This is a genomic window from Mycolicibacterium obuense, from assembly GCF_055397605.1.
The window spans coordinates 4,826,566-4,847,430 of the sequence record NZ_AP043663.1; the positions used below are offsets into that span (position 1 = coordinate 4,826,566).

18 protein-coding genes are annotated in these 20,865 nt (G+C 68.2%); 10 read left to right on the forward strand and 8 right to left on the reverse strand.

What is annotated here, in order from left to right:
- The first annotated feature begins 26 nt into the window (after nucleotides 1-26).
- Both ACZ50N_RS23210 and ACZ50N_RS23215 read left to right on the forward strand, forming a co-directional pair.
- The gene (locus tag ACZ50N_RS23210) at nucleotides 27-851 is read left to right on the forward strand and encodes an FAD binding domain-containing protein (protein WP_464473864.1); all 825 of its coding nucleotides are present in this window, start codon (nucleotides 27-29) and stop codon (nucleotides 849-851) included.
- Complete coding sequence (locus tag ACZ50N_RS23215; protein WP_464473865.1) at nucleotides 848-3,556, forward strand: molybdopterin-dependent oxidoreductase; 2,709 nt, start codon at nucleotides 848-850, stop codon at nucleotides 3,554-3,556. The genes ACZ50N_RS23210 and ACZ50N_RS23215 overlap by 4 nt, the downstream gene beginning before the upstream one ends.
- Nucleotides 3,557-3,629: 73 nt before the next feature.
- Here the strand turns inward: ACZ50N_RS23215 and fadA6 are convergent, their stop codons facing one another.
- From fadA6 to ipdE1, 4 genes are read right to left on the reverse strand one after another with little or no spacing between them, the layout of a single operon-like run.
- Nucleotides 3,630-4,778: a steroid 3-ketoacyl-CoA thiolase FadA6 gene (gene fadA6 / locus ACZ50N_RS23220; RefSeq protein ID WP_464473866.1), complete on the reverse strand. Its 1,149-nt coding sequence runs from the start codon at nucleotides 4,776-4,778 to the stop codon at nucleotides 3,630-3,632.
- Entirely contained in the window at nucleotides 4,771-5,379 is a 609-nt protein-coding gene (gene kstR2 / locus ACZ50N_RS23225; RefSeq protein ID WP_046362808.1) for a TetR family transcriptional regulator KstR2, read from the reverse strand. The genes fadA6 and kstR2 overlap by 8 nt, the downstream gene beginning before the upstream one ends.
- The gene (gene ipdF / locus ACZ50N_RS23230; protein WP_048421927.1) at nucleotides 5,376-6,167 is read right to left on the reverse strand and encodes a (5R,7aS)-5-hydroxy-7a-methyl-1-oxo-2,3,5,6,7,7a-hexahydro-1H-indene-carboxyl-CoA reductase; all 792 of its coding nucleotides are present in this window, start codon (nucleotides 6,165-6,167) and stop codon (nucleotides 5,376-5,378) included. Before ipdF ends, kstR2 begins: the two co-directional genes overlap by 4 nt.
- A 31-nt stretch (nucleotides 6,168-6,198) precedes the next feature.
- Nucleotides 6,199-7,347 carry an acyl-CoA dehydrogenase IpdE1 gene (gene ipdE1 / locus ACZ50N_RS23235; RefSeq protein WP_133414510.1) on the reverse strand — a complete coding sequence of 383 codons (1,149 nt, stop codon included), beginning with the start codon at nucleotides 7,345-7,347 and terminating at the stop codon, nucleotides 6,199-6,201.
- 56 nt (nucleotides 7,348-7,403) lie between these two features.
- Between ipdE1 and fadD3 the strand changes: the two genes are divergently transcribed.
- The 6 genes from fadD3 to ACZ50N_RS23265 are packed head-to-tail and all read left to right on the forward strand — an operon-like array spanning nucleotide 7,404 to nucleotide 14,464.
- Nucleotides 7,404-8,924: a 3-((3aS,4S,7aS)-7a-methyl-1,5-dioxo-octahydro-1H-inden-4-yl)propanoate--CoA ligase FadD3 gene (gene fadD3 / locus ACZ50N_RS23240; protein ID WP_133414511.1), complete on the forward strand. Its 1,521-nt coding sequence runs from the start codon at nucleotides 7,404-7,406 to the stop codon at nucleotides 8,922-8,924.
- Nucleotides 8,924-10,048, forward strand: a complete 1,125-nt coding sequence (locus ACZ50N_RS23245; RefSeq protein ID WP_073682837.1) for an acyl-CoA dehydrogenase family protein — start codon at nucleotides 8,924-8,926, stop codon at nucleotides 10,046-10,048. The genes fadD3 and ACZ50N_RS23245 overlap by 1 nt, the downstream gene beginning before the upstream one ends.
- A 7-nt stretch (nucleotides 10,049-10,055) precedes the next feature.
- The gene (locus tag ACZ50N_RS23250) at nucleotides 10,056-11,009 is read left to right on the forward strand and encodes an acyl-CoA dehydrogenase family protein (RefSeq protein ID WP_464473867.1); all 954 of its coding nucleotides are present in this window, start codon (nucleotides 10,056-10,058) and stop codon (nucleotides 11,007-11,009) included.
- Nucleotides 11,006-11,965, forward strand: coding sequence for an acyl-CoA dehydrogenase IpdE2 (gene ipdE2, locus ACZ50N_RS23255; RefSeq protein ID WP_133414513.1), 960 nt, complete (start codon nucleotides 11,006-11,008; stop codon nucleotides 11,963-11,965). Before ACZ50N_RS23250 ends, ipdE2 begins: the two co-directional genes overlap by 4 nt.
- Nucleotides 11,966-11,974: 9 nt before the next feature.
- A complete protein-coding gene (locus ACZ50N_RS23260; RefSeq protein WP_133414514.1) occupies nucleotides 11,975-13,129 on the forward strand; it encodes a pyridoxal phosphate-dependent aminotransferase in 1,155 nt (384 codons plus the stop codon).
- Nucleotides 13,130-13,180: 51 nt separating this feature from the next.
- Nucleotides 13,181-14,464, forward strand: a complete 1,284-nt coding sequence (locus ACZ50N_RS23265) for an HNH endonuclease (protein ID WP_464473868.1) — start codon at nucleotides 13,181-13,183, stop codon at nucleotides 14,462-14,464.
- Here ACZ50N_RS23265 and ACZ50N_RS23270 read toward each other — a convergent pair.
- The 3 genes from ACZ50N_RS23270 to ACZ50N_RS23280 are packed head-to-tail and all read right to left on the reverse strand — an operon-like array spanning nucleotide 14,445 to nucleotide 18,456.
- Entirely contained in the window at nucleotides 14,445-16,346 is a 1,902-nt protein-coding gene (locus tag ACZ50N_RS23270) for an acetoacetate--CoA ligase (RefSeq protein WP_464473869.1), read from the reverse strand. The two genes, ACZ50N_RS23265 and ACZ50N_RS23270, sit on opposite strands and share 20 nt — an antisense overlap.
- Complete coding sequence (locus tag ACZ50N_RS23275) at nucleotides 16,343-17,089, reverse strand: 3-hydroxybutyrate dehydrogenase (protein WP_110797920.1); 747 nt, start codon at nucleotides 17,087-17,089, stop codon at nucleotides 16,343-16,345. Before ACZ50N_RS23275 ends, ACZ50N_RS23270 begins: the two co-directional genes overlap by 4 nt.
- Nucleotides 17,090-17,100: 11 nt before the next feature.
- Nucleotides 17,101-18,456 carry an MFS transporter gene (locus tag ACZ50N_RS23280; RefSeq protein WP_046362887.1) on the reverse strand — a complete coding sequence of 452 codons (1,356 nt, stop codon included), beginning with the start codon at nucleotides 18,454-18,456 and terminating at the stop codon, nucleotides 17,101-17,103.
- 68 nt (nucleotides 18,457-18,524) lie between these two features.
- Here ACZ50N_RS23280 and ACZ50N_RS23285 point away from each other — a divergent pair, with 68 nt between their 5' ends.
- On the forward strand, nucleotides 18,525-19,484 hold the full coding sequence (locus ACZ50N_RS23285; protein ID WP_464473870.1) for a LysR family transcriptional regulator: 960 nt from the start codon (nucleotides 18,525-18,527) through the stop codon (nucleotides 19,482-19,484).
- An 8-nt stretch (nucleotides 19,485-19,492) separates the two neighbouring features.
- On the forward strand, nucleotides 19,493-20,275 hold the full coding sequence (locus tag ACZ50N_RS23290; protein WP_048421866.1) for an alpha/beta fold hydrolase: 783 nt from the start codon (nucleotides 19,493-19,495) through the stop codon (nucleotides 20,273-20,275).
- Nucleotides 20,276-20,298: 23 nt separating this feature from the next.
- Here the strand turns inward: ACZ50N_RS23290 and hsaB are convergent, their stop codons facing one another.
- Complete coding sequence (gene hsaB / locus ACZ50N_RS23295; RefSeq protein WP_046362883.1) at nucleotides 20,299-20,865, reverse strand: 3-hydroxy-9,10-secoandrosta-1,3,5(10)-triene-9,17-dione monooxygenase reductase subunit; 567 nt, start codon at nucleotides 20,863-20,865, stop codon at nucleotides 20,299-20,301.

Sequence of the window (20,865 nt, forward strand, 5' to 3'; positions counted from 1 at the left end):
GACCGCCCGCGATCTACGGTGCAGTGATGGACCTCAACACCGTCGAGGCGGTGCGCACCCCGCAGTCCCGCGACGAGGTGTGGCCGCTGGGGCCCACGGACGCGATCCTCGCCGGCGGCACCTGGCTGTTCTCCGAACCCCAGCCGCACGTCACCCGTCTCGTCGACATCACCACGCTCAACTGGCCGCCGATCATCGTGTCGGACAACGGTATCGAGATCGCCGCCACGTGCACCCTGGCCGACGTCAGCGAGCTGTCGACCGCCCTGCCCCGAGACTGGACCGCGGCGCCGCTGTTCGCGCAGTGCTGCACCGCGCTGGTGGCCGGGTTCAAGATCTGGCGCACCGCCACCGTGGGGGGCAACATCTGTCTCGCACTTCCGGCGGGCTCGATGATCTCGATGGCCACAGCACTGGACGGTACGGCGCTCATCTGGCGGCCTGACGGCGAGGCGCGCACCGTGCCGGTCGCCGACTTCGTCACCGGTGTCACCACCAATGTGCTCGCGGCCGGCGAGATACTGCGCTCGGTGCACCTTCCAACGGCGGCGTTGCGGGGTCGGATCGCCTACCGGAAGCTGGCGAAGTCGCCGCTGGGCCGCTCAGGTGTGGTGGTCATCGGTCGTCGCGACACCGCGGCCGACGGCGGCGCGCTCACGATCTCGGTGACCGCGGCCACGGTCCGCCCATACGTCGTGCGGTTCCCGGTCCCGCCCTCCCCCGACGCGCTGCGGGAGGCTCTGGCCGTCATTCCGGACCAGGCCTGGACGCGCGACGCCCACGGTGATCCCGACTGGCGGGCCGCGATGACGCTCCGGTTGGCCGGGCAGATCGTCGCCGAGCTGACATGAGGATGACCGTCAACGGCACTGCGCGCGAGGATGATCCGCGCCCCGGCCAGTGCCTTCGCACCTATCTGCGGGAACTGGGTCACTTCGAGGTCAAGAAGGGATGCGACGCCGGCGATTGCGGCGCCTGCTCGGTGCTGGTCGACGGCGCAGCCGTGCACTCGTGCGTGTATCCGGCGTTCCGAGCGGCCGGTCGGGACGTGACCACCGCGGCGGGTCTCGGCGACGCTGATGATCTGCATCCGGTGCAGCGTCGCTTCGTCGAGGCTGCTGGATTCCAGTGCGGTTTCTGCACGGCCGGCATGGTGACCACCGCCGCATCGCTGCCGACCGTCGAATCAGAGCATCTTCCCCAGCAGTTGAAGAACAACCTGTGCCGATGCACCGGATACCGGGCCATCACCGATGCCCTGTCGGGCACCGTGAACGTCGAGAAGTCCGACGGTCAGGACGCGGGACGGTCGATCGGCGCACCGGCCGCCGTGCGGGTGGTGACCGGGACCGAGCAATACACCATGGATTTCGCGCCGCCGGGGCTGCTGCACCTGGCGGTGCTGACCAGTCCGGTGGCCCATGCCCGCATCGTGTCCATCGACACCTCGGCCGCAGTCGCCCTTCCCGGCGTCCGGCTGGTGCTGACCCACGCCGACAGTCCCGAGGTCCGGTTCTCCACCGCACGCCACCAGAACCGCGAGGACGATCCCGACGACACGGTGATTCTCGACGACGTCGTCCGCTTCGTCGGGCAGCGCGTGGCGGCGGTGGTCGCTGAATCTCTCGCCGTTGCCGAAAAGGCCTGCCGTGCAATCGTCGTCACGTACGACGAGCTGCCCGCCGTGTTCGATCCCGAGCAGGCCACGGCGGACGATGCCCCCCTGTTGCACGCGGACAAGGGTGCCGACGCCAGGATCGCCGACCCGGCCGGCAATCTGGTCGCCGAACTCCACGGCGGGGTGGGGGACATCGAGCAGGGTCTGGCCGCGGCGCAGGAGGGCGCAGTGGTGCGTGGACGCTGGCACACCGCGCGAGTTCAACACGCGCACCTGGAAACTCACGGCTGTACGGGGTGGCGCGACGATACGGGACGGTTGGTGATCCGCACCAGCACGCAGGTCCCGTTCCTGGTGCGCGACGAGTTGTGCCACCTGTTCGGCCTGTCGACTGACGAGGTGCAGGTGTTCACCAAACGCATCGGCGGCGGTTTCGGCGGCAAACAGGAGATGCTCGTCGAGGACCTGGTCGCACTGGCGGTGCTGCGGTTGGGCGAGCCGGTGCGCTACGAGTTCAGCCGCAGCGACGAGTTCACCACCGCGCCATGCCGGCATCCGTTCCGAGTGGACGTCACCGCGGCCGCCGACGCATCGGGAGTGTTGACCGCACTCGCCGTCGACGTGCTGGTCGACGCGGGCGCCTACGGCAACCACAGCCCCGGGGTGATGTTCCACGGCTGCGGGGAATCGATGTCGGTGTACCGCTGCGCCAACAAGCGCGTCGACGCTCGTGCCGTGTACACCAACAACCTGCCGTCCGGGGCCTTTCGCGGCTACGGACTCGGGCAGCTGATCTTCGCGATCGAATCCGCTCTCGACCAGCTCGCCGAGCAACTCGGGATCGATCCGTTCGATTTCCGTCGCCGCAACGTGGTCGTACCGGGTGACGACTTCGTCGACGCCCATGTGCTCGACGATGATCTGACGTTCGGCAGCTACGGGTTGGACCAGTGCCTCGATCTCGCGCAGGCCGCGCTGCGCCGGGGCAACGACGTCCCCGCACCGCCCGGGCCACAGTGGCGCACCGGTGAGGGTATGGCGGTCGCGATGATCGCCACCATCCCGCCGCGCGGCCATCTCGCCGAGGCCGCCGTCAGCATCGACGCCGACGGCCTGTACACCCTGCGTGTCGGGACGGCGGAGTTCGGGAACGGGACCACCACGGTGCACGCCCAGATCGCGGCGACTGCCCTCAACACCGTCGTCGACAACATCCGGATCACCCAGTCCGACACCGCAGCAACCGGTTACGACACAGGCGCATTCGGTTCCGCCGGGACGGTGGTGGCGGGCCAGGCCACCCTGGAGGCCGCGCAGAAGCTGCGGTCCCAGCTCGAGGCGGCCGCCTCGGAGCTGACCGGTGCTCCTCGCGGCGCGTGCCAGCTGACCCGCAACGGGGTGCACTGCGCTGGCCAGCTGATCGACTTCGCCGATCTACCCGTACCGCTGATCGGCCGCGGCAGGCACGGCGGTACCCCCCGCTCGGTAGCGTTCAACGTGCACGCCGTCCGGGTCGCCGTCGACGTGGAGAGCGGCGAGGTCCGCATCCTGCAGAGCGTGCAGGCCGCCGACGCCGGGGTGGTGATGAACCCGCAGCAATGCCGCGGTCAGGTGGAAGGCGGTGTGGCACAGGGCATCGGCTCGGCATTGTACGAGGAGATGCACGTCGGCCCCGACGGTGCGGTGTGGACCAACACCTTGCGCAACTACCATCTGCCCCAGCTGGCCGACGTGCCGGTGACCGAGGTCTACTTCGCCGACACCTACGACACGTTGGGGCCTTTCGGCGCCAAGTCGATGAGCGAATCACCCTACAACCCGGTGGCGCCCGCGCTGGCGAACGCCATCGCGCGGGCCACCGGTGCGCGGGTGTACCGCCTCCCGATGACGCCGGCCCGAATCTGGCGAGCGCTCAGTTCTTCCCGCGACAAGACATGAACTCGAGCAGACACGCCGCGGAATCACTCGAGATTGTGTCTGTCCCCTACTTCGTGGGCCCCACGCCGGAAAACTAGAGCCGCTCGATGATGGTCACGTTGGCGGTGCCGCCGCCCTCGCACATCGTCTGCAGGCCGTAACGACCCCCGGTGCGTTCCAGCGTGTTCAGCATGGTGGCGAAAAGCTTTGCGCCCGTGGCACCGAGCGGGTGACCGAGCGCAATCGCCCCGCCGCTGGGGTTGACCTTCTCGGGGTCGGCCTTGGTCTCCTTGAGCCAGGCCTGCACCACCGGCGCGAACGCCTCGTTGATCTCGACCGTATCGATGTCGTCGATTGTCAGCCCGGCCTTGTCGAGCGCGTAGCGGGTGGCGGGAATCGGACCGGTCAGCATGAACACCGGATCGGCGCCGCGGGCGCTGATGTGGTGAATGCGCGCACGGGGTTTCAGACCGTGGTCCCTGACCGCCTGCTCTGAGGCGAGCAGCACCGCACTGGCGCCGTCGGAGATCTGGCTCGCCATCGCCGCGGTCAGCCGGCCACCGTCGACCAAGGTCTTGAGGGTGGCCATCTTCTCCAGCGACGTGTCGCGTGGTCCCTCGTCCACCCGGAAGCCGTCCACCTCGAGGATCTCGTTGTCGAAGTGGCCGGCCCGGATCGCGGCTTGGGCGCGCTGATGACTGGTCAGCGCGAACTGCTCCATGTCCTCACGGCTGATGTCCCACTTCTCGGCGATCAGCTCGGCCCCGCGGAACTGGGAGATCTCCTGGTCGCCGTAGCGGTGCAGCCAGCTCTTGGATTCGTTGGTGGGAGAGGTGAATCCGAACTGTTCTGCGACGGTCATGGCCGAACTGATCGGGATCTGGCTCATGTTCTGCATGCCGCCGGCGACGATGAGGTCCGCGGTGCCGGACATGATCGCCTGCGCGCCGAACGAGATGGCCTGCTGGCTGGATCCGCACTGGCGGTCGACGGTCACACCGGGGACTTCCTCGGGGAAGCCGGCCGCCAGCCACGACAGCCGCGCGATGTTGCCGGCCTGCGGGCCGATCGCGTCGACACATCCGGCGATCACGTCGTCGACGGCGCCCGGGTCGACGTCGTTACGGTCGAACAGGCCGCGCCACCCGGCGGCACCGAGATCGACCGGATGCACACCGGCCAGCGATCCGTTGCGCTTGCCGATCGCGGTGCGGACCGCGTCGATGACGAACGCTTCAGCCATTGTGGACTCCTTCTGTCGGGGTGATGCCACCCAGAACGATCGAAAGGTATTGCCGGCCAACCTCCTCGGCGGTCAGCGGACCGCCCGGCTGGTACCACCGGACCGACACCCAGGTGGTGTCGCGGATGAATCGGTAGACGAGGTCGACGTCGACGTCGGGACGGAAATGCCCCTCTTCGATCCCCTGGGTGAGGACGTCGACCCACATCTTGCGCTGCTCTTTGTTGCGTTCCTCGACGTAGGAGAACCGGGGCTGCGCCGAGAGCCGCTTGGCCTCGTCCTGGTAGATCACGACCTCCGCGTGCCGGGTGGCGATGGCCTCGAAAGACGCCATGAACAGGCCCTTGAGCCGTTCGAGCGGATTCGGTTCGGTCTCGACGATCTGCCGGTAGCGCTCGAAGAGCCAGTCGAGGAAGCCGCGCAGCACCTCGTCGACCATCTCCTCCTTCGACGAGAAGTGGTGGTAGAGGCTGCCCGAGAGGATTCCGGCGGAGTCGGCGATGTCGCGCACGGTGGTGGCGCGCAACCCGCGCTCGGCGAACATCGTCGCGGCGAGTGCGAGAAGCTCGTCGCGACGGGTGTTCGTGGCCCCGGCGCTCATGGGTGCTGGCTCGACACCGAGATCACCTCACCGGTGAGGTAACTGGAGTAGTCACTGGCCAGGAACGCGATCGTGGCCGCGACCTCCCACGGTTCGGCCGCCCGGCCGAACGCCTCACCCTGGGCCAGCCGGTCGAGCAGCTCAGAGCTCGACGTCTTCTCCAGGAACTTGTGCCGGGCGATGCTCGGCGACACCGCGTTGATGCGCACGCCGTACTCGACCGCCTCGAGCGCGCTGCACCGCGTCAGCGCCATGACCCCGGCTTTGGCTGCGGCGTAATGGGATTGAGAGTGCTGCGCACGCCAGCCCAGCACGCTGGCGTTGTTGACGATCACGCCGCCGTGGCCGGCGTCGCGGAAGTACCGCAGCGCTGCGCGCGTCGACCGCATCACCGAGGTCAGCGTCACGTTGAGCACCCGGTCCCACTCGTCGTCGGTCATGTCGATCACCGGGGTCTGACCGCCGAGCCCTGCGTTGTTGACCAGCACGTCGAGCCGGCCGGCCTTCTCGACCGCCTCCGCGAACAACCCGTCGACCGCCGCGGTCGAGGTGACGTCACACACCACGGCGTGGACCGTGCCCAGACCGAGCGCGGCGAGCTCGTCGCGCGTCTCGCCCAGGCGGCGTTCGTGATAGTCGGAGACCACGACGTCGGCACCTTCGGCCAGTGCGCGCCGCGCCGTCGTCGACCCGATCCCGGTGCCTGCCGCGGCGGTGACCAGGACCACCTTGCCGGTCAGCAGGTTGTGCCCCTCGATCTCCGCCGGGGCGACGGACAAGTCGGTCACGCTGATCGTCTCCTCTTCGCGCAAGCGCTCATCAGGGCCGCCCTTCTCTCGGTAGGCCGAGCACCCGCTCGGCGATGATGTTGCGCTGCACCTCGTTCGAGCCGCCGTAGATGGTGTCGGAGCGGGAGAACAGGAACAGCCGCTGCCATTCGCTGAATTCTCCCTCGGGCAGCGTCAGGCCCGCCACACCGACCACGTCCATCGCGATCTCCCCCAGCTCGCGATGCCAATTGGCCCACAGCAACTTCGACACCGAATCTTGTCCCGGGCGTTCTTCGTCCATCGTCGCCAAGGCGAACGAGCGCATCGCCCGCAGCCCCGCCCACGAGCGGGTGAGCCGCTCCCGGATCAGTGGATCGTCTGCGGCACCGACCTTCTTGGCCAGCTCGACGAGGTTCGAATGCTCACGCGCATAACGGATCTGCTGCCCGAGTGTCGACACGCCACGCTCGAAGGTCAGCAATCCCATCGCCACGCGCCACCCGTCACCCGGTTCCCCGACCACGAGGTCGGCATCGGTGCGGGCGTCGGTGAAGAACACCTCGTTGAACTCCGAGTCGCCGGTGAGCTGGATGATCGGGCGAACCTCGACGCCGGGCTGGTCCAGCGGCACCAGCAGGAAGGACAGGCCGGCGTGCCGCTTGGAGCCCTTCTCGCTGCGCGCCACCACGAAACACCACTGCGCCCAGTGCGCCAGCGACGTCCACACCTTCTGTCCGTTGAGGATCCACTGGTCACCGTCGAGCACGGCCGTGGTCGACACGTTGGCCAGATCGCTGCCCGCACCGGGTTCGGAGTAGCCCTGCGACCACAATTCGGTGACGTCGAGAATCTTCGGCAGGAACCGCTTCTGCTGCTCGGGCGTGCCGTACGCGATCAGCGTGGGCCCGAGCAGTTCCTCACCGAGGTGGTTGACCTTGTCGGGCGCATCGGCCTTCGCGTATTCCTCGTAGAACGCGACGCGGTGCGCCACCGACAACCCGCGGCCACCATGCTCTTCCGGCCAGCCCAGGCACGTCAGACCCGCGGCCGCCAGATGGCGGTTCCACGCGAGCCGCTCCTCGAAGGCCTCGTGCTCCCGACCGGGGCCACCCAACCCCTTGAGTGCCGCATAGTCGCCGACCAGGTTCTCGGCCAGCCAGTCGCGGACCTGCGCCCTGAACTCCTGGACCTCAATCACCCCTGTAGGCTAACCTACCAAGCACTTGCTCGGGTAACCGATCCCCAAGGAGTTCCATGACCACCGCCGCGAGAACCACTCCCGCGGTTCTGGACCACATCGCTCGCGAACTCCCCGACCACCCCGCCGTGGTCACACCCACCAAGACACTGACGTTCGCGCAGCTGCGGACCGAGGTCCGCCAAGCCGCGGCCGCCCTGCTCGCAGCAGGCATCGCCCCCGGCGATCGCGTCGCGATCTGGTCGCCGAACACCTGGCACTGGGTGGTGGCCTGCCTGGCCATCCACCATGCCGGTGGGGTCCTCGTCCCACTGAACACCCGCTACACCACCAGTGAGGCCACCGACATCTTGGCGCGCACCGCCGCGCCGCTGCTGTTCGCCTCCGGCGACTTCCTCGGCTCGGACAAGGCCGCGAGCATCGAGCGCTCGGCCCTTCCGGAGCTGCGGGACATCGTGCGCATCCCGGTCGATGCCGAGGACGGGACATGGGAGGAGTTCGTCGCCACCGGGACGGATCTGGCCGCGGTCGACGCCCGCGCGGCCGCCGTCGGCGCCGACGACGTCTCCGACATCCTGTTCACCTCCGGCACCACCGGACGGAGCAAGGGCGTGCGCTGCGCGCACCGGCAATCCCTGGACGCGTCGGCGGCGTGGGCGGCGTGCGGCCAGCTCACCAGCGCCGACCGCTACCTCTGCATCAACCCGTTCTTTCACAACTTCGGCTACAAGGCCGGCATCCTGGCCTGCCTGCAGACCGGCGCCACGCTGTTCCCGGCCCTGACCTTCGACCCCGAGACCGCGATGCAGGCGGTCGAGGAGCACCGCATCACCGTGCTACCCGGGCCGCCGACTATCTATCAAACACTTCTCGACCATCCGCGTCGTGCCGAATTCGACCTCAGCTCACTACGTTTCGCGGTCACGGGTGCCGCCACCATTCCGGTCGTGCTGATCGAGCGGATGCAGAAAGAGCTCGACATCGACATCGTGCTCACCGCGTACGGGCTCACCGAGGCGGCCGGGTTCGGGACGATGTGCCGGGCCGACGACGACGCGGTGACCGTCGCGACCACGTCGGGCCGCCCCATCGCCGACTTCGAGTTGCGAATCGGTGAGCAGGGCGAGGTGCTGCTGCGCGGGCCCAACGTGATGCTCGGCTACCTCGACGACTCGGAGGCGACGGCGGCGGCGATCGACGCCGAGGGCTGGCTGCACACCGGTGACGTCGGTGAGCTCGACGAGGCGGGCAATCTGAAGATCACCGACCGGCTCAAGGACATGTACATCTGCGGTGGCTTCAACGTTTACCCCGCCGAGATCGAGCAGGTCCTCGCGCGGCTGCCCGGCGTCGCCGAAGTCGCGGTCATCGGAGTGCCCGACGAGCGGCTCGGCGAAGTCGGCAAGGCCTTCGTCGTGACGCTGCCAGGAACCGAACTGGACGCCCAGACGGTGATCGACCACGCGCGCGCCCACCTCGCCAACTTCAAGACCCCGCGCACGGTGGAGTTCCTCGACGCGCTGCCGCGCAACCCGGGTGGCAAGGTCGTCAAACCACAACTGCGAGAAAGGAACTGATGGACCTCAACATCGACGACGACACCGAGGCGTTCCGCGCCGAGGTGCGCGAGTTCCTGACCGCCCACACCGCGGACTTCCCCACCGAGTCCTACGACACCGCCGAGGGGTTCGAACAGCACCGGCGCTGGGACAAGATCCTCTTCGACGCCGGCCTGTCGGTGATCACCTGGCCGCAGAGCTACGGCGGCCGCGACGCCACACTTCTGCAGTGGATCGTCTTCGAGGAGGAGTACTTCCGTGCCGGTGCGCCGGGGCGAGCCAGCGCCAACGGCACCTCGATGCTCGCACCCACACTGTTCGCGCACGGTACCGAAGAGCAACAGAGGCGCATCCTGCCGAAGATGGCCAGCGGCGAGGAGATCTGGGCGCAGGCGTGGTCGGAGCCCGAGTCGGGCAGCGACCTGGCGTCGCTGCGCTCGACCGCAACGCGCACAGACGGCGGCTGGCTGCTCAACGGGCAGAAGATCTGGAGTTCGCGCGCGGTGTTCGGGGAGCGCGCGTTCGGACTGTTCCGCTCCGATCCGGAGGCGCAGCGGCACAAGGGTCTGACCTACGTGATGTTCGACCTGAAAGCCGACGGTGTGACGGTGCGACCGATCGCCCAACTCGGCGGCGCGACCGGCTTCGGGGAGATCTTCCTCGACGACGTGTTCGTGCCCGACGAGGACGTCATCGGTGGCGTGCACGACGGCTGGCGCGCGGCGATGAGCACGTCGAGCAACGAACGCGGCATGTCGCTGCGCAGCCCGGCCCGCTTCCTCGCTCCCGCCGAACGGCTTGTGCAGCAATGGAAGAGTGATCCAAAGCCTGAGTTCACCGATCGTGTGGCCGATGCGTGGATCAAGGCCCAGGCCTACCGACTGCACACGTTCGGCACCGTGACGAGAGTGGCCGCCGGCGGCGAACTGGGCGCCGAGTCGTCGATCACCAAGGTGTTCTGGTCCGACCTGGACGTCGCACTGCATCAGACCGCACTTGACCTCCGAGGCGCCGACGGCGAGCTGATGGACAGCGTGACCGAGGGCCTGCTGTTCGCACTCGGCGGCCCGATCTATGCGGGCACCAACGAAATCCAGCGCAACATCATCGCCGAGCGGCTGCTGGGCCTGCCCCGAAAGTAGACGAGACGTGAATTTCGAGATCGACGAACAGCAGCGGGACTTCGCCGCGAGCATCGATGCCGCCCTGGGCGCGGCCAACATCCCCGACGCCGTGCGCGCGTGGGCGGCCGGTGACACCGCGCCCGGCCGCAAGATCTGGGCGCAGTTGTCCGACCTGGGCGTGACCGCTCTGATGGTGTCCGAACAGTTCGACGGCATCGACGCTCACCCCGTCGACCTCGTGGTCGCACTGGAGCGGCTGGGCCGGTGGAACGTTCCCGGGCCGGTCACCGAATCGATTGCGGTCGCACCGATTCTGCTCGCCGATGACGAGCGGTCCGGCGCACTGGCCGCGGGCGAGGTGGTCGCCACCGTCGCCGCACCTCCACAGGTTCCCCGCGCCGTGGACGCGGACACCGCCGGGCTGGTGCTGCTGGTCGCCGACGGCGCGGTCGGTGAGGCCACGCCCGGCGAGCGGCACGCATCCGTCGACCCCGCCCGCCACCTGTTCGAGGTGACCGCGAGCGGTGACACGCGCCCCGCCGACGTGGAGCGCGCATTCGAATTCGGCGCGCTCGCCACCGCCGCACAACTGGTGGGGGCCGCGCAGGCCATGCTGGACGCGTCGGTCTCCTATGCCAAGCAGCGCAGCCAGTTCGGGACTGTCATCGGTACCTACCAGGCGATCAAACACAAGCTCGCCGACGTGCTGATCGCCGTCGAGATGGCGCGCCCCCTGGTGTACGGGGCCGCGCTGGCACTGGCCGACGGCTCCCCCGACACCGCGCGTGACGTCAGCGCCGCGAAAGTCGCCGCCGCCGACGCGGCGTTGCTCGCCGCCCGCTCGGCGCTGCAGACCCACGGCGCGATCGGATACACCCAGGAACACGACTTGTCGCTGCTGCTGCTCCGGGCTCAGGCGCTGCGATCGGCCTGGGGCGACCCCACGTGGCACCGTCGACGAGTGTTGGAGGCACTGTGACATCGACCGACGAACGGGAGTTGTTGCGCGACACCGTCGCAGCGCTCGTCGACAAACACGCCTCTCCCGAGGCGGTACGCGCGGCGGCCGCGTCCGAACGGGGGTACGACGAGGCACTGTGGTCGATGCTGTGCGAACAGGTCGGTGCCGCAGCCCTGGTGGTGCCCGAGGAACTCGGCGGCGCAGGCGGCGAACTCGCCGACGCGGCCGTGGTGCTCGGCGAACTCGGCAAGCGGCTGGTGCCGACGCCGCTACTGGGTACCACGCTCGCCGAACTCGCTCTGCTCTCGCTGCCCGAACCACCGGCAGATCTCCTCGAGGCGCTCACCGAAGGTCGTTCGATCGGCACCGTCGTGTTCGATCCCGGGTACGTGATCAACGGCAACACGGCCGATGTCGTGATCGCCGCCGATGGGGAAAACCTGACGCACTGGCGGACTTTCACCACCACCGCTGTGACGGCGATGGACATCACCCGTCCGCTCGCAGCGCTGGAGCCCTCCGACACCACGGTGCTCGGACCCGACCCCGGGCTGGCCGACATGGCGGCGATCCTCATTGCGGCCGAGCAGGTGGGTGCGGCGACGCGCTGCCTGGATCTGACGGTCGCCTACACCAAGGACCGGGTCCAGTTCGGCCGGCCGATCGGAAGCTTCCAAGCGCTCAAGCACCGGATGGCTGACCAGTACGTCGCGGTCGAGACGGCCCGTGCGATCGTCGACGAGGCCGTCTCCGAGTACACCGCGGCACCCTCACCGGTGTCGGCGGCGCGGGCGCGGCTGGCCGCCAGCGAGGCGCTCTCCGGTGTCGCGGCCGAGGCGGTGCAGATGCACGGTGGTATCGCGATCACCTGGGAGAGCGACATCCAGCTCTACTTCAAACGCGCCCATGGCAGCGCGCAGCTGCTCGGAGCGCCGCGTGAACAGGTACGCCGCCTCGAATCGGAACTGTTCTAGCCTGGCGGCATGAGCGTTTCGCTGCGGTCCGGCATCCCGCCGTTCTACGTGATGGATGTCTGGCTCGCCGCGGCGGAGCGCCAACGCACGCACGGCGATCTGGTCAACCTGTCCGCCGGCCAGCCCAGCGCGGGCGCGCCGGCGGCCGTTCGCGAGGCGGCCATCGCCGCGCTGAATCACGATCGTCTCGGCTACACCGTCGCACTCGGCATCCCCGAGTTACGTGCTGCGATCGCCGCGACCTACGACCATCGGCACGGCCTGACTGTCGACCCCGACGACGTCGTGATCACCACCGGCTCCTCGGGCGGGTTCCTGCTCGCGTTCCTGGCCTGTTTCGACGCAGGTGACCGCGTTGCGATCGCCAGCCCCGGATACCCCTGCTATCGCAACATCCTCACCGCGCTGGGTTGCGAAGTCGTGGAGTTGCCGTGCGGCCCTGACACGCGCTTCCAGCCGACTCTGGACATGCTCACCGCCCTCGACCCGCCGATCGCCGGCGTGATCGTGGCGAGTCCCGCGAACCCCACCGGGACCGTGATCCCGCCGGCCGAGTTGGCGGCGATCGCGAGGTGGTGCGCCGAATCCGGTGTGCGCCTGATCAGTGACGAGGTCTACCACGGCCTGGTTTACCCCGGTGCGCCCGAGACCAGCTGCGCGTGGGAGACCTCCCGAGAAGCCGTTGTGGCGAACAGCTTTTCGAAGTACTTCGCGATGACGGGCTGGCGGCTGGGCTGGCTGCTGGTTCCGCAGGAGTTGCGCAGGGCGGTGGACCGGCTGACGGGGAACTTCACCATCTGCCCACCGGTACTGCCTCAGATGGCGGCTGTTGCCGCCTTCACCGACCAGTCCATCGCCGAGGCGGAAGCGCTGCTCGACGGCTACGGCGCCAACCGCACATTGCTGCTGGACGGGCTGCGAGCGATCGGCATCGATCGACTCGCGCCGGCCGACGGGGCGTTCTACGTCTACGCCGACGTCTCGCAGCTGACGACGGATTCCCTGCAGTTCTGTTCGGACTTGTTGTCCGACACCGGCGTCGCGATCGCGCCGGGAGTCGACTTCGACACGGTGCGCGGTGGCGCGTCCGTGCGACTGTCTTTCGCCGGCCCGACCTCCGACATCGACGAGGCGCTGCGGCGCATCGGTGCGTGGCTGCGGTGACGATGTTCCTGCACAGCCCACCTGTCGGAGGTCGGGTGTAGCGTCGGGATCATGTTCGCACAGGTGTTCGATTTCGATGGTTCGGCCTCGGAGGCTGAGCTGCGCGAGGTCGTGACCCGCTGCGAACAACTGAAGGCCCAGGCTGCGGCGACACAGGTCCGCGCGACCGCATCATGGGCCGAGAAACGCCGCGCCGCCGAGGCTGAGGTGGGGATGCCGTTGCGACGGCGCGGGCGGGGGTTGGCTTCGGAAGTGGCGTTGGCACGGGCGGATTCGCCGGCCCGCGGGAATCAGCACCTCGGCTTCGCCCAGGCGCTGGTGCACGAGATGCCCTACACGCTGGCCGCGCTGGAAGCCGGGTTGTTGACCGAATACCGGGCCACGCTGATCGTCAAACAATCGGCCTGCCTGATGGTCGAGGACCGGCGGGCACTGGACCGGGAACTGTGCGCCGACACCGACGCACTCGTGGGACTGGGCAATGCGCGCATCGAGGCCGCCGCCGCGGCGATCACCGCGCGCCTCGACGCGGCCGCCGTCGTGCAACGCAAAGAACGCGCAGCGGCATCCGCGCGGATGTCGACCCGGCCCGCGCCGAACGGCATGGTGTACCTGACCGCGCTGATGCCGCTGGCCCAGGGCATCGGGGTCTACGCCGCACTGCGCCGGGAAGCAGATCTGTGCGGCGACGGCCGACCCCGTGGACAGGTCATGACCGACACCCTCTACCACCGAGTGACCGCCCGCCCGGCCGAGACACCGGTGCCGATCGCAGTCAACCTGATCATGGCCGACACCACCCTGGTCGGCGACGACACCAGTCCCGGCTGGATCGAGGGTTACGGGCCCGTCCCGGCCGCGGTCGTGCGGGATCTGGTGTCGGATGCGGTGGCTGATGAGTCGGCGAGGGCCACCCTGCGGAAGCTCTACCGGCATCCGAGTTCTGGCCAACTGGTCGCGATGGAATCCCGGGCCCGGATCTTCCCGAAAGGGTTGGCCGCGTTCATTGGGCTGCGCGATCAGACCTGTCGCACCCCCTACTGCGACGCCCCGATCCGCCACCACGACCACGCCACCCCCGCCCGCCGGGGAGGGAAGACGTCTGCTCTGAACGGGCTCGGCACCTGCGAAGCCTGCAATTACGCCAAAGAAGCCCCTGGCTGGACCGTCACCACCCGCGAGGCCGAGGGCCGCCACAGCGCCGACTACACCACCCCCACCGGCGCCACCTACCACTCCACCGCACCACCACTCCCCGGACCACCGCCTGCCCGCCGCTACAGCGTGGTCGAGGGAGTACTCGCGATCGACCTGGTCAGTCGCGACGCTGCGTGACGTACCAGTCCAGGAGATCGGGATCGTCGATGGCGCTGCGGTCGACGACCGTGGCTGCGTCGCGGCCCTGGAACAGTTTCTTGATCGGGACCTCGAGCTTCTTACCGGTGCGGGTGTGCGGCACGCCCGGCGCGACGATGATCTCGTCGGGCACGTGACGAGGCGAGACCTCGGTGCGGATGACATCGTTGATGCGTTGCCGCAGAGCGTCATCGAGCTCGACACCCTCGGCGGGAACCACGAACAACGGCATCCAGTATCCGCCGTCCGGTTGTTCTGCGCCGATCACCAGCGCCTCGGCGATCTCGGGGAGACCCTCGACGGCCTGGTAGATGTCGGAACTGCCCATGCGGATGCCATGGCGGTTCAGGGTGGAGTCGGATCGGCCGTGCACGATCACGCTGCCGTGATCGGTGATCGTGATCCAGTCGCCATGCCGCCACACCCCCGGATAGGTGTCGAAATAGGCCTCACGGTAACGGCTTTGGTCAGGATCGTTCCAGAACGCGATCGGCATCGAGGGCATCGGCTTGGTGACGACGAGCTCACCGACCTCGCCGCGGACCGGAGTGCCCGCCTCGTCCCAGGAATCGAGTGCCACGCCGAGGAACGGTGCCGACAGCTCGCCGGGCCACACCGGCACGGTGGGCACGCCACCGATGAATGCCGACACCACATCGGTGCCCCCACTGATCGAGGCGACATGCACTCCGACATGGTCTGCCAGCCACTGCGACGACGACGCCGGCAGCGACGAGCCGGTGATGCCGATGCTGCGCAGGGCCGACAGGTCGTGGGTCTGTGCGGGGTCGGCGTCAGCCTTGATGCAGCCCAGCACGTATCCGGGGCTGGTGCCCAGGACCGTCGCACCGACGCGCGCCGCGATGCCCCAGAGAGCGTCGGGCTCGGGAGCATTGGGGCTGCCGTCGTAGCAGACGATCGTGGCGCCGACGAGAAGACCGGCGACCTGGAAGTTCCACATCATCCAACTGGGACTGGTGTACCAGAAAAACGTGTCCTCGGAACCGATGTCAGACTGCAGTGCAACGGCTTTCAGGTGCTCCACCACGACCCCGCCATGGCCGTGCATGATTCCCTTCGGCAATCCCGTGGTGCCCGAGGAGAACAGGATCCACAGCGGATGATCGAACGGCACGGCCTCGCTGTCGAGGCCACGCGCGCTGACCTCCTCGAGATCGGTCAGCGTGAACGTGGCTTTCAGCGTGGGCAGTCCCTCGCGCAGTGCCGCGACGTCAGCACGCTTGTCGCGGTACTTGCCGGCGAAGTGATAGCCGTCGGCAGCCACGAGCACCGTGGGTTCCAGCTGGCCGAGCCGATCCAGCGCAGCCTTGGCCGAGTAGTCCTGACCGCAGGCACTCCACACCGCGCCGATGCTGGCGGTCGCGAGGAACGCGATGACCGCCTCTGCGATGTTGGGCAGGTAGCCCACCACGCGATCGCCGGCAGCCACACCGCCGGCACGAAGTTTCTCCGCGAACGCCGCGGTGCGCCCGAGCAGTTCATCCCACGACATCTCACGGTCCGGTCCGCCCTCGCTGACCGAGATGATCGCCGGGCGATCGGACCGGGCGTTGCGCACGATTGCGTCGACGTAGTTGCAGGTGGTTCCCGGAAACCACTGCGCGCCAGGCATCTCGGTGCTCTCGAGGACGGTCGAACCGCGGTCACCGAGGTCGAAGTAGTCCCAGAGCGCCGACCAGAACGCTTCGAGGTCGTCGACCGACCACTGCCACAGGGCCTGGTAGTCGGGATAGGCACCCCCGGTCCGCCGCTCGGCGAACCGCGCGAAATCCGTGACCCGCGCGCGGGCGATGTCGTCCTCGGAGGGCACCCACTGCGGCGTCTCGGTCGTCGTCGTCAACGGGCGCTCCACCCGCCGTCCATCGTGTACGACGCCCCGGTGACCATCCCTGCGGCGGGTGTCGCCAGCCATGCCACCAATGCGCTGACCTCCTCCGGCTCGACGAGCCGCTTGACCGCACTCTCCTTGAGGAGGATGTCGGTGATCACTTGATCCTCAGGGATGTTATGTGTTCGCGCCTGGTCGGCGATCTGCTTTGTCACCAACGGGGTTCGAACGTAGCCCGGATTCACGCAGTTGCTGGTGACGCCGTGCGGCCCGCCCTCCAGCGCCGTGACCTTGGACAGCCCTTCGAGCGCATGCTTGGCCGTCACGTAGGCCACCTTGAACGGTGACGCCCGCAGCCCGTGGATGGACGAGATGTTGACGATGCGTCCGTAACCCTCGCGGTACATGTGCGGCAGCGCCGCCCGGATCAACAGGAACGGCGCCTCGACCATCAACGCCAACATCGCGCGGAAGCGGTCCGGGGGAAACTCTTCGATCTCGCTGATGCTCTGGATGCCGGCGTTGTTGACCAGGATGTCGACCTCGAGCTGCAGGTCCTCCAGCGCCGAGACATCCGACAGGTCCAGCGACCATGCCGTGCCACCGATCTCCTGGGCCAGCGTCTTCGCGCCGACATCGTCGATGTCGGCGACCGTGACGGACACGCCGCGGGACGCCAGTTCGCGGGCGCACGCGGCGCCGATACCGCTCGCCCCTCCCGTCACCAGGGCGGTGCGACCCTGCAGCTCGTTCATGCCCGGCCCACTCATGCGATGCCCGCCTTGGCGAGCTGCTCACGGTCAGCCTCGTCGAGCGACTTCAGGTCGAGACCATTGGTTTCTCGGGTGAACCACGCGGCGACGAACGTGATGACCGCGGCAGCCGCGAGATACACCGCGATCGGTATCCACGTCCCGAAGTCGTCGAGCAGCCAGGTCGCGATCGCCGGGGCGAGTGAGCCGGCCACGATCGAGGTCACCTGATAGCCCAGCGAGACACCCGAATAGCGCATCCGCGTCGGGAACATCTCCGCCATGATCGCCGGCTGCGGCGCGTACATCAGCGAGTGGATCATCAGGCCCAAGATGATCGCCGCCATGATCAACAGGTAGTCACCGCTGTTCATCATCGGGAACGCGAAGAAGCCCCATGTGGCGGCCAGCGCGGCTCCGACCATGTACACCGGGCGACGCCCGAACCGGTCCGAGAGCTTGCCGACCTGAGGGATGACCAGGAAGTGCACGAAGTGTGCGGCCAGAAGCCACCACAGGATGTCGCCGGTGTCGGCACCCACATGTGTCTTGAGGTAGACGATCGAGAACGTGACGACGAGGTAGTACATGATGTTCTCGGCGAACCGCAGGCCCATGGCCGTGAAAACCCCACGGGGATAACGCTTCAGCACCTCGAACACGCCGTAGGACACCGCCTTGACCCGCTCGACCTCGTTCTGGGCCTCCACGAAGATCGGCGCGTCGGTCACCTTCGTCCGGATGTAATAGCCGATCAGCACGACCACTGCCGACAGCCAGAACGCCACGCGCCAACCCCACGACAGGAACGCCTCGTCGGACAGCGTGCCGGTGAGCACCAGCAGCACCACGGTGGCCAGCATGTTGCCGACCGGCACCGCGGCCTGCGGCCAGCTCGCCCAGAACGCGCGATCCTTGCTCGGGCTGTGCTCGGCGACCAACAGCACCGCGCCGCCCCACTCCCCGCCGACCGCGAAGCCCTGCAGGAAGCGCAGCAGCACCAACAGGATCGGTGCCCACACCCCAATCTGCGCATAGGTGGGCAGGCAGCCCATCAGGAACGTGACCACGCCGACGAGCAGGATCGCGAACTGGAGCAGTTTCTTGCGGCCGTGCTTGTCGCCGAAGTGCCCGAACACCACCCCGCCGAGCGGACGCGCGATGAAGCCGACCGCGTAGGTCAGCAGCGCTGCGATCAGACCCGCGGCCTCACTCGTGCCCTCGGCGAAGAACACCTTGTTGAACACCAACGTCGCAGCGGTGGCGTAGAGGAAGAACTCGTACCACTCCACGACAGTGCCGGCCATCGACGCCGCGACGACGCGCTTGAGACCGGTCGTGACCGACCCGCCGTCCTGTTGCGTACTCATCCACACCCCTTCGTTGTGACGCCCACCACAGATCGCAATGAGTATTCCTGCAGCTACCCATCGCAGCAATGGCCAAAACCGCACCGCCGATCTGCAAAAATGCAGAAGTGACCTCAGCACGCCGGCCCAGCCCCGACGACCTGCTCGTGCTGCTCGCCGTCGGACGTACGGGCCGCTACACCACCGCAGCCGAGGAACTGGGCCTCAACCACACGACGATCAGCCGCCGCATCACCGCGCTCGAACAGGCGATGGGCGGACGCGTTCTGGCTCGGGTGGCGGGCGGCTGGGAGCTCACCGAGCTGGGCCGCGACGCCCTCGCGGCGGCCGAGGCCGTCGAATCAGCGGTGCGCTCGCTCACCGTCGACCCGTCGGGCAACCGCACTCTCGAGGGCGTCGTCCGACTCTCGGCCACCGACGGGTTCTCCGCCTACATCGCCGCACCCGCCGCCGCCGCGGTGCAACGCCGGCACCCGAAGGTCGCGGTCGAGATCGTGGCCGCGACCCGGCGCGCCACCCAGCAGCGCTCTGGACTCGACCTCGAGGTGGTGGTCGCCGAACCCGGGAGCGATCCCCGCGTCCACCGGGCCACCGCCCTACGCTTGGGCGACTACTGCCTGGGCCTCTACGGTTCGCGCGGCTACCTCGCCGAACACGGACCGCCCGCCGACATCGCCGACCTCGCCCACTTCCCGCTCGTCTACTTCATCGACTCGATGCTGCAGGTCGACGATCTGGACCTGGCGACCAGCTTCGCCCCCGCGATGCGCGAATCGGTGACCTCGACGAATGTGTTCGTCCACGTCGAAGCCACCAGAGCGGCCGCAGGCCTGGGGCTGCTGCCCTGCTTCATGGCCGACCGGCACGACGATCTGATACGGGTGCTGACCGACACCGTGTCGGTCCGGCTGGCGTACTGGCTCGTCGCCCGGCCCGAGACGCGGCGGCGCCCCGAGGTGGCCGCCCTCGTCGACGCGATCCAGACCCAGATGACCGAGCAACGCGACGTCCTGCTCGGCGCCGTTTAGCGTGAGCCATGCCCTTCCTCGACCATCCCCGCGGACCCGCCTACTACCGCCACTGGGCGGTTCCCGACCCGAGTGCCTCGGTCGTCTTCCTGCACGGCTTCGGCGAACACACCGGGGTGTATCACCGCTACGGCTTCGCGCTGAACGCCGCCGGCATCGACCTGTGGGCGGTGGACCAGTTCGGCCACGGCCTCACCGGTGGCGACCGCGGTGACGTCGGCACCCTCGAGGACAGCTCGGCACTTGCCGAGAGCCTGACCGAACTCGCCGGCCAGGCACACCCCGGTATCCCGGTGATCGCCCAGGGGCATTCCTACGGCGCCGTCGTCACACTCGCGCGCGCCCTCGAGCACGGCGACCGGTACGCCGGCACGGTCATCTCCGGCGCGCCGCTGGTTCCGGTGCCCGAACTGCTCGACGTCGACACGTCGCTGGATCTGGACCCTGCGTGGCTGTCCGCCGATCCGTTCTATCTCGACGCGATGGTCAACGACCCGCTGGCTTTCGTCGAAGCCGACAGCCGCGCCCTGGCCCGCGAGCTGGATCGGGCCTGGGACCGGTTCGGCGCAGATCTCCCGGCGCTGGCCGTGCCGACACTTGCCGTGCACGGCGGCCAGGACCCGATCGCACCGGTCAGCGCGGTGCGTGCCTACGCCGAAACCATCGCTCCGCTCGAGCTCGTCGAGTTCCCCGGCGCTCGGCACGACATCCTCAACGAGACCGTCCATCGGGAGGTCGCGGACACGATCGTGGCGTTCATCCACAGGGTTATCCACATTGGGGATGAATGACAGGCATGTAATTCGCCCGACGGTCAGAGCCAGGTGTCGTCCGTGGTGGCGGTGAGGAACGCTTCGAGGTCGTTGCGCCAATCGGCCGGGGTGGTCTTGTCAGGCTCGATGCCCGTGTACTGCCCCTGATAGAACAGCAGCGGCCGCGGCTTCTTGTGCGGCACATCGGAGAGCGAATGCACCGCGCCGAACACCACGAAGTGGTCTCCCCCGTCGTGCACCGACGCGACCGTGCAGTCGATGTGGGCCAGCGTGTCCCCGATGATCGGCGACCCCAGCGGCGAGGGCGACCACTCGATCTCGGCGAATTTGTCGGGTTCGCGAGACCCGAATCGCGCCGACACGTCCTTCTGGTTCTCGTGCAGGACGTTCACGCAGAACTTCCCGCTGGCCTCGATCGCCTGCCAGGACCGACTCACTTTCGTGGGACAGAACAGCACCAGCGGGGGGTCCAGCGACAGCGCGGCGAACGACTGGCAGGCGAAGCCCACGGGAACGTCTTCGTGCACGGTCGTGATGACCGTGATGCCCGTACAGAACTGACCGAGCACATTCCGGAAGGTGCGCGGGTCGATCGGTGCGCTGGACAC